The 9,806-nt window shown below is 35.9% G+C and carries 8 protein-coding genes and 1 tRNA gene; 8 read left to right on the top strand and 1 reads right to left on the bottom strand.

Features of this window, described 5'->3' with window-relative positions:
• Position 1: 1 nt before the first annotated feature.
• The 7 genes from QPL79_RS06625 to QPL79_RS06655 all read left to right on the top strand — a co-directional run bounded on the left by QPL79_RS06625 (position 2) and on the right by QPL79_RS06655 (position 6,785).
• The gene (locus tag QPL79_RS06625) at positions 2-1,279 is read left to right on the top strand and encodes a Ni/Fe hydrogenase subunit alpha (RefSeq protein WP_285274016.1); all 1,278 of its coding nucleotides are present in this window, start codon (positions 2-4) and stop codon (positions 1,277-1,279) included.
• Between the two features lie 169 nt (positions 1,280-1,448).
• On the top strand, positions 1,449-2,072 hold the full coding sequence (locus QPL79_RS06630; RefSeq protein WP_285274017.1) for a translin family protein: 624 nt from the start codon (positions 1,449-1,451) through the stop codon (positions 2,070-2,072).
• Between the two features lie 144 nt (positions 2,073-2,216).
• Positions 2,217-3,083, top strand: a complete 867-nt coding sequence (locus QPL79_RS06635) for a putative RNA uridine N3 methyltransferase (protein ID WP_285274018.1) — start codon at positions 2,217-2,219, stop codon at positions 3,081-3,083.
• Positions 3,084-3,415: 332 nt separating this feature from the next.
• Positions 3,416-3,501: transfer RNA gene (locus QPL79_RS06640), tRNA-Tyr, on the top strand.
• A 120-nt stretch (positions 3,502-3,621) separates the two neighbouring features.
• Positions 3,622-4,773 (top strand): MFS transporter, encoded by a 1,152-nt coding sequence (locus tag QPL79_RS06645; protein WP_285274019.1) that lies wholly within the window; start codon positions 3,622-3,624, stop codon positions 4,771-4,773.
• A gap of 102 nt (positions 4,774-4,875) precedes the next feature.
• A complete protein-coding gene (locus QPL79_RS06650; RefSeq protein ID WP_285274020.1) occupies positions 4,876-5,802 on the top strand; it encodes a branched-chain amino acid transaminase in 927 nt (308 codons plus the stop codon).
• A 113-nt stretch (positions 5,803-5,915) separates the two neighbouring features.
• On the top strand, positions 5,916-6,785 hold the full coding sequence (locus QPL79_RS06655) for a class I SAM-dependent methyltransferase (RefSeq protein ID WP_285274021.1): 870 nt from the start codon (positions 5,916-5,918) through the stop codon (positions 6,783-6,785).
• 26 nt (positions 6,786-6,811) lie between these two features.
• Here QPL79_RS06655 and QPL79_RS06660 read toward each other — a convergent pair whose 3' ends face one another.
• The gene (locus tag QPL79_RS06660) at positions 6,812-8,428 is read right to left on the bottom strand and encodes a glycogen/starch synthase (protein ID WP_285274022.1); all 1,617 of its coding nucleotides are present in this window, start codon (positions 8,426-8,428) and stop codon (positions 6,812-6,814) included.
• An 80-nt stretch (positions 8,429-8,508) separates the two neighbouring features.
• Between QPL79_RS06660 and QPL79_RS06665 the strand changes: the two genes are divergently transcribed.
• The gene (locus QPL79_RS06665; RefSeq protein WP_285274023.1) at positions 8,509-9,696 is read left to right on the top strand and encodes a DUF763 domain-containing protein; all 1,188 of its coding nucleotides are present in this window, start codon (positions 8,509-8,511) and stop codon (positions 9,694-9,696) included.
• The last annotated feature ends 110 nt before the right edge of the window (positions 9,697-9,806 follow it).

Raw genomic sequence — 9,806 nt, forward strand, 5'->3', positions numbered from 1 at the left:
TATGGAGAGGGTTTTGACAAGAGTTGAGGGCGAGGGCAAGGTACTGGTAAAAGTTAAGGAAGGTAATGTTATAGATGTTGAAATACAGATAACTGAAGCACCAAGATTCTTTGAGTATATTGTTCGAGGAAAACACATTAACAATGTTGTGGAAATAGTTAGTAGGGTCTGTGGGCTTTGTGGAGTTTCATACATGCTAACAGCTACACGTGCATTTGAAAAGTGTTTAAAGATTGATGTTCCACAAGAGGTTGAGGAACTTAGAAGAATTATCCACTTAGCTGAGAGAGTTAAAAGCCATGTGATTCACGTATTCCTTTTAAACTTGCCAGACTTTCTAGAAATGCCTAACTCATTTAGACTAGGAGCTGTTAACTCAGCAATGCTTAGAAACTCTATGAAGCTTCTAACACTAGCCGTCAACATAATGGATATTCTTGGGGGTAGAACGCATAATGTTGTTAACATTAAAATTGGAGGTGTTTACAAACCGCCATCAGAAAGCGATGCTGTTAAAATAGTCAAGCTTATTAAAGATGCTATCGAGCTTTTCAAACCTTTAGCAGATTTCGTTTTATCACTTAAAAACATACCTGAGGAAAAGCTTGCAAAACCTCTCATGATATTGCATGGAAATGGTTATCCCCATGTCTCAGACGAAATAGCTTTTTACAATTCTGAAAATGCCGAGATTTTCGATGTGCAAAACTTTGAAAATGTCTTAGATGTTATGCAAAGGCCTGGCAAAACAGCGCTTCTATACAAATACAAGGGCCAATCATATATTGTAGGCCCATTTGCAAGGTTTAACACATCTTATGACAGGTTGCATGGAGAAGCCAGAGACTTTGTATCTTCATATGGGTGGAAACCGCCATTAAAAGATGTTAGACAACAGATAATTGCACGTGTTGCAGAAATACTAGATTCTCTGCTAACTCTTCGCGATTTCTTTCAAAATTACAAACCTTTTGAGATATATTCACCTAGGATAGAACCTGCTAAGGCGGATAAGTTAAGATGTGTAGCAGCTGTGGAAGCTCCACGTGGCATTCTCTACCATAGGTATGATATAGATGAAAAACTGAAGGTTTTACACTGCAACATTATTACTCCGACAGCGCAAAACATATTGGCAATGGAGGAGTTGTCACAAGAAAAACTAAGAATGTTGGGTAGAGCAGCAGAACATGAGGCAGCAAAGTTAACTGAGAGAATTGTTAGAGCCTTTGATCCATGCATATCATGTTCTGTTCACGTGTTATCATCTAAATACTAGATTTGGTAACAAGATAGAAGATGGAACAAGTATCAACTTGAAATAAAGAAAACTTTCAATATTTGTTTTGCTTAAAGCAAAAATGTTAAAAATGGATTAGCGAATCTATCTCTGCTTGAGGTTATGTGCTATCGAATCAAGTTTTAATAGTTCCATGAGATGATGTATTATGAGTATTGATGAATTAAACAATGCGCTTAGAAGTGTTAAAGAGTATTTAGAAACCCTTAGCAACACAAGAGAGCATGTAATCAAGCTTAGCAGAGATGTTTTAACTCAATGCAGACGTTTAATTACGCGATGTTTATATGGTGATTGTAATAACAAGTATGTCAAGAGTCTTGAGGAAGCATTCAACATGTTTAAGAATTATGCTATGCAACATTTAGAGATATACTACTCAAGTTTCTATAGCATGGTCGAGTCTGAATATGTTGAAGCAATTCAATTCTATTACATAGTTAATGAAGGGAAAATAAAAACCGTTAACGAGTTGAATGTACATCCAGCATCCTATGTCTTAGGTCTTTTAGATGTTATTGGAGAATTGAAGAGATATTCCCTAGAGCTTATTGAGAAGGAGCGATATGATGATAGCCTAAAAATTTTTGAAGTAGCTGAGAAAATTTTTGAGGAAATAGCCGAGCTAAGTCACATAGAAAATGCTATTCCAGGTCTTAAAAGAAGAATTGATGTCTATAGAAAGGTTTTAGATGATTGGAGAGAATTGTTAATAGATCTTTTATCTAGAGTTAAGCTTAGAAAAGCTATAGAGTCTATAAAACAAGTTTAGATATGGAGCTCTCCATGATGATGGCTAGATAATCTGAGTTGATGATGATCGGTTTCTGGACTGAAACAATATCTATGCTTTTGAAGATTGTTGAAAATTAATTACTTGTAAATTAAGTTAAACACTTATGGTGAAATGATTTTAATGAACAATTTACTGCAACCACTTAGAACATTGCCACTAGTATCATTTTCTATTCCATCATCAATAGTATCAGATGTTTTCGATGAGAGAGAAAAGGTTAGAAAAATTGGTTTTGTTGGAAGAGCCGCTGCAATATTTAGAGTTAATGAGATTATGATATATGTGGATGATTCTAGAGATAATGCTGAACACATAGACATTTTGTTGAGGTATCAGGAAATTCCACCTTATTTAAAGAAGAAAATCGTTAGAATTGATTCCAGACTAAAGTTTGCAGGACTTCTTCAACCTTTAAAATCCGTTCATCACGTTCCAGAAGCATTTGAATTGAATATTAGAGATGGCATTGTTATTTCATCAAATGAAGTGAGAAGCGTGGTAGATGTTGGGCTGAAGAAACATGTTGTTGTTTACAACACGCTGCCAATTGGTAAAAGAGTTACTGTTTTGCTTGAAAAAGAAACTAGTAGTAGCTATATTGGAAAAATTGTGGATAAGAATTCAATTAAATGGTACTGGGGGTTTGAAACAAGAATATTTAATAGCATTGAAGATCTTCTAAAGTTTCTCAAAAGCAATAACTATCTCATAGTTTGTGCATCTAAAAAGGGTAATATGATATATGATGTTGAAGATAACATTAGCAAGGATTTTAAAACATGTGAAAAAGTAAATGTGTTGTTTGGTGGACCCAAGCTTGATATTGATGAAATAGCTAGGGAATCTAATATAGATATAAACAAGTATTGCAATTACATAATCAATTTTGTACCTCGCCAAGGTGTTGAAAGCATAAGAACAGAAGAAGCAATATTCATAGTCTTAGCAATACTCAATTATTTAAAGGAAAGAATTAACACCACATAAATTTAGCGTAAAGCTTCATTGAGAAAAACTTTGTTTTAAGATAACAAAATTAAATCTATAAACCTTTTAATGTTAATAAGAAATTACTTGTACATAGTGATGATTCCGGCAGATACTGAAAACATGATGTAACTTTCATGGGCTGACTAAAAACATTGGTACTAATTAAATATTAAATGACAATTAGTTGTGGTAATTCAGCCGGTTGATCTCCTATCACCAATCAATATATGATCACCTCCCTCATCATTCATCAAAACTCTTTAACTGTCACCAATAACACAAAGAGAATAAAGCTTTATAAAGCTAAAACAAAAAAGTTTTTGTAGAAACCCGCCGTAGCTCAGCGGCAGAGCGCCCGGCTGTAGTGAGGCGGGCGGACACCGGGTGGTCGGGGGTTCAAGTCCCCCCGGCGGGACCTTCAGTTCTTATTCCAAAATCTTTTTCATTTCAATTGGATATGACATGTTATCATAAACTTTTAAATGTTAGACATAGCAAACACGTAATAATGTATGTTTTCAGAATGGTGGATGCCATGAGTAGGAAGTGGCTGTATGTATTCATCTTATTGGGTTTAACATCGCTAACTGCTGACATGGTTTATGAGGGTGGTAGATCTGTTGGCGGTTCTTATATAGAATTTCTTGGTGGTAGCGCTATTGCTTCTGCTATTGCTAGTTCAGGTGATTTGATTGGTTATGGGCTTCGCTTTGTAAGCGCCTTTCTAGCATCTGTTTTTGCATCATCAGCAATTTTCTGGGGTTTCACAATATTTGGATATGCCATTACAGCTTTGTCAATACCGCTTTTATCATATGCAAGTTCATGGCAATGGGCAACAACACTAATTCTTTTGGAGAGAGTTGGCAAAGGTATTAGATCTCCTGTAAGAGATGTTATTTTGGCTGAGGTTTCTGAGAAAATTGGTAGAGGCAAGGGTTTTGGTATTCACGAGTTAATGGATCAAATAGGAGCTGTTGGAGGACCAGTAATAGTTTCTGTTGTGCTAGCTTTCTATGGATATAGAGTTGCTTTTGCAGCATTGCTAATACCTGGAGTAGCATCAATAGCATTTATATTAACATCCTATGCTCTTTATCCAACAATAAAAGCTGTTGAGATATCGCCACCGAGAATAGGGTTTAGGGGTATGGGGAAAAGATTCTGGATATACATTGCATCTATGACGTTTCTCTCACTGGGCTATATCCATTGGATGGTGATTTCATATTATTTGAGGTACTGGAATGTGCTTACGGATGCTGAAATAGCTTTGGCCTATATGCTGGCCATGTTAACTGATGCTGCAATAGCTGTACCAATAGGAGTTATGTATGACAAACTCAAGTTTAGAAGCTTGTACATAGCACCGCCATCAGCATTAGGTGCTGCATTGATTCTATTGCTAAATGCTGCTAATCCTAATAAGATAATGGCTTATGTATCAGCAGCTTTGTGGGGAGTTACAATGGGTTGTTTCGAAACTATAATGAGAGCGTCTATAGCTGATATATTACCTCCTGAAAGAAGGGCTATGGGCTATGGAATATTTGGTCTTATCTACGGTATTTCATGGACCGTTGGAGCATTTGTTTTTGTATTTTTGCTGCAAACATCAATAACATTTGCAGCGACTTATGTTGTTTTAATGCAGTGTTTGTCCATAGCTTTGCTTACAATGATTTAATAAATTTTTAATTATTTTTAAAGAGCTAAGATTTTGCTTATACAGTATAAAGATTTTTATTTGCATACAATAATTAGGCTATAAATGATTGTGGTTGATAACATGTCTGTAGAGGTTTCGTGGCCTAAATACGCCTGGATTAATGGTAAGATAGTTGAATGGGAAAATGCCAAAGTTCATGTATTTGTCCATGGGCTTCACTACGGCACAGGTGTGTTTGAGGGTATTAGAGGATACTATGATAGTGGCTATATAAAGATTTTTAGATTGGAAGATCATATGAAGAGATTGTTTAACTCTGCTAAAATAATCCACATCAAAATACCTTATACAGTACATGATTTAGTAAATGCCACAGTAGAGCTTATTAAAGCAAACAAGTTTACAAAGGATATATACATAAGACCCATTGTTTTTAGAGGTCTTGGAAGCTTTGGCTTAAGAGCTCAAAACCCTGTTGATGTAGCCATAATAGCAGTTGAATTTGGTAAATACCTTAAGAAAACAGGTATAAGATGCACTATCTCTAGTTGGAGAAAGCCATCAGCAGACTCATTCCCTGTATATGCAAAGACAACTGGAATATACTTGCTTTACCACTTGGCATCTATTGAAGCAGCTATGAATGGATATGACGAGGCAATACTTCTAGATCACGAAGGTTTTGTTGCTGAAGGCTCTGGTGAAAACATTTTCATAGTGAAGAACAATACCTTAATAACTCCCCCAACATACGATGCTATTTTAGAGGGTATAACAAGAGATACTGTTATCAAGGTAGCTAAGGAGGATCTTGGACTAAATGTTATAGAGAGAAGAATTAGGAGGGAAGAGCTGTACACAGCTGATGAAGCATTCTTCACAGGAACAGCAGCAGAAATAACACCTATTGTAGAAGTTGATGGCAGGACTATTGGCAATGGCAGAATAGGGGAGGTAACATCGAAAATAATGGACTACTACAACAGTATTACACTTGGAAAAATAGAGAAGTACAGAAAATGGGTAACAGAGGTAAGAATTGACTAGTTCAGAACTCCGCCGTCCAATCACTTTTCAGCCCCAATAGACATCATCATTTCATTTAAGATTTATGAATCTGAAAACATTTTAATTTGTTAGGCTAAAAGGTTTTATTTTCCATGAGATACTATGAGTATAAATATGTTGAAGGCGTGGTGTTAACAAAGTGGGATGTCGATGAAATTCTAAATAATGTTAGAAATGGTGTAAAAGAGTTCACAATGGTTATGGATCTTGGTACCTCAAGAAGAAGTGTAAAGGTTTTGGATAAGTATGTTATAATTGATGATGCTGAAATTCCAATTGAAGATATTTTGTCTTTGGAAAGCGGGTTTGTGTATAAATTTTTGAATGGCAAGCTCTATAGAATTGATTTTTATGATAGTGGCAAGTACTACAAGCTTAAACCTGTTGCTTCTAAAAAGCCTCCAACTTTAGAGATAAATGGTATTCAAATGCATAGATCTGTAGATGTGGATCCGTGGGAAGATACTTTGCTTAAAGTGTCTGCACTAGGTTCTTTAAAGGGTAAAAAAGTTTTGGATGTTTGTACTGGTCTTGGATATTCAAGCATTATTGAAGTTATGAAGGGGGCTAGAAGTGTTGTTACTGTGGAGAAGGATCAAAATGTTTTATATATAGCATCTCTTAATCCATGGTCTAAAAACCTTGAGGATAAAAGAATCGAGATTATACTTCAGGATGCTGTTGAAGCTGTGAAAATGTTTTCTGATGAGGAATTTGATGCTATTTTCCATGATCCTCCAAGATTCAATATAGCTGGTGAGCTTTATAGTCTAGAGTTTTATCGTAATCTATACAGGGTTTTGAGAAAAGGCGGCGTTATCTTTCACTACACAGGTGAGCCGGGAAAGCATTCAAATATTAGCATTATAAAGGGGATTAAGAATAGATTAGAGCAAGCAGGTTTTGAATATGTTACCTGGGTTGATAAAGCAAAGGGTTTTAAGGCATTGAAAATTTCTTAACATGCCTAAGCCAAGTTTATTTAAAGCTACATTGTTACTGCTCTGAAGTAAGAGTATTGCCTTGCTTTTTCATAGCATAACTGTAGAAGCTCCGCCAGTTTATCTTCTCTAAAGTTTCTATTAACCCAGTTTACACAATTCAATCTTATATTGATATTGCCAATTCTCTCAACAACTTTGCGACCCCACTCACTTCTCACCTTATCTAAATTACTTCTATCACCAGTATCAATAAACTCTGTAAGCATAACCACGTCATTAATTGCTTCTCCAAAAATGTATGGATTTTCCGATGGAACAACAACACCTGTACCATTTGCAAAATCCCATTTCAAATCAATTACTGTTTCTGGAAGCCCCCCAACGTTTGAAACAATTGATGGTGTGCCAACAGCTTGTGCTTCTATAGAAACAATTCCAAATGGTTCATATCGAGATGGAACAACAAATGCATTTGATGCAAATATTACTGTTTTCAATATTTTCTCATCAACTGGTTGCGTGAAAAGTATTGCCCTTCCCCATTCCTCGCCAACAAGTGTTGCTAAATAGTGTTCATAGCTACTATCACCAATTGGAAGCCCAAATATAGCTACACAAACATCTTTTGATGTATGTTCCAGTGATTTTAATAGAATGTCAAAACCTTTTGTTGATGTTAATCTACCTGCAGCACTCACTAGATACTTGCATTTAGTGCCTAGATACCCAATTTTCGCTATATTTAATTTGTTTGCCCATTCATTAATTATTATTTCCCTGACAATTTTTCTGCTAGTTGTTTTGAAGAGGGCTAGACTATAGCTAGATGCTTCTTCCTCTTTCCAGTCTGTAATATTGTGTATGACAAAGGATTTTTCCTCTAGCCAAAATCCAAATCTCGATAACAACTCTCTTAAATAGCCCCAGCTATTTGTTGCCATAACATCTGCTTCAATAGATGTAAAAGCATCGATTTCGCCTTTTAGACTATCCCATAGCCTTTGTGTACAGATATGAATATGTTTATTTGGAATCCAAATTCTGTGACAAATATCTGGAACTCCACACCATTCACATGATGCGTAATGCCATGGAAATGCCTTGTATGATAGTAAATGAATTGAATAAACCAAGGGAATTGCATATCCCCTTGCTTCAAAAATTATCTTAGCAGCAACACCAGCAAGTGCTGTTGACCAGTCATTAGCGTGGATAACATCTGGTACCTCACCAGTGATTTCTATCCAATGCTGTAACCCTCTTGCAAATAAACATGCTTTTTCCTCTGAATGTGCATATATATGCCAATTATCGAGAAATCTACCAGTTTGAATATCAAGACCCTTGAACATTACGACTTTGATTCCATCTACAATTGCTTCTTCAGCTCCAATACAATATCTATACTCATTCCCATCCAATCCTCTTCTAGCCCTACATACTTTGAACCAATCAATTGGTTTAATACTATAAATCCGCCTATGCTCTTCCGAAAGATGTCTACCATGAGAAGGCATAAAAACCTTAACATTATACCCCAGCTTCTTCAAAACCTTAGCATATAAAGTAACAGCTCTTCCCAAACCACCAAGAGAGGCTAATCCACCGAATTCAAATGTTAATAGCCACACATTGTTTATTTTTGTAGGTGCAACTATCATAACTACTCCTAAAACTTTTACCACACTCCAAATTTAAAATCCTAGATTAGCTACACATATAGTGTTGTACGGAGAGTTTTATGGAAACAGCTTTTGCAGAGCTTATACTACACGAGGGAAAAGTTCCACAGTATCTTCTTCGCTACATGAGGAAATTGTCTCATGCAATACTTAACTACATACATGAGGTGTTCGGCCCTGAGGAAATTGTTAAAAGAGTTGCAGATCCTTTTTGGTTTCAAGCATTCAATAATGTGATTGGAATGGATTGGGATAGCAGTGGTGCTACAACAGTTGTTATATACATGCTGAAAAGCTTTGCTAACCCAAGTTCTTTTAAGGATCTTGGAATAGCTGTGCTTGGTGGTAAGGGAGAAGACTCAAGAAGTGTTGTTAATGAGGTGAGGGAAATTGGAGATAGAATAGATGCTAACTATATCGAAGCTGTTAGTAGATTAGGTGCAAAAATTGATGGTGTTGCGCTTCAGGATGGCTACAGCTTATACATACATAGCATTGTGGTGAGTGAGAAGGGTCTTTGGACCATAGTTCAACAAGGAATGAATGTTAGCACAAAGCTTGCTAGAAGATACCATATTCACGGCAATTCCATGATAAGAATTAGTGGCGATCCACATAGTGGCATAGCCTGTAATTCTATTGGTGTTGCCATTAATCTTATTGATAGCGAGGCTGAGAAAAGCAGAAAAACAATCTTGGATATAGTGTTATCAACACCGTATAGCAGCATCTTAAGGGACATAGCATTGATTAATAGAATGATCAGAGGGGATAAAGGCCTTGAGCAGTGGATTGCCCAAAGAAGCCCATTTTTACAACAAAACATACAAAGCAATGACAATGTGCATAGAATAGGGCATTTATTTTATAGACCAGTAACAAATATTGCAAGAATAGAGAATGTGCTAAAGAAGCTAACAGAAATCAAGCCACAAACATTTGAAGAGCTTCTTCTATTCAAGGGATTGGGACCTGAAACACTTAGGGCACTAGCTCTAGTAGCTGATGTAATATACCACTCAAAACCCTCATTTAAAGACCCTGTCACACATCCTCTAGACCCATTCATATACTCATATGCACATGGAGGAAAAGATGGCATTCCTTACCCCATTAAAATAGAGCTAATGAAACAAACAATAAACTTTTTGGAGGAGGCAATTCAAGAATCAAAAATAGATAACAACACAAAGAAAAAGGCCTTAGAAAGACTATACAAACTATTTAAAGATATCGTTAATCAATAAACAAATCAAATTAAGCACATAACATAAATGTTTTATTTAATATTTATTGTATAAACAGCTTGACAAAAACAATAAATGACCACAATATTAATTCGAATTAGCCTTACCAC

Source organism: Ignisphaera cupida (assembly GCF_030186535.1).
GTDB lineage: Archaea > Thermoproteota > Thermoprotei_A > Sulfolobales > Ignisphaeraceae > Ignisphaera > Ignisphaera cupida.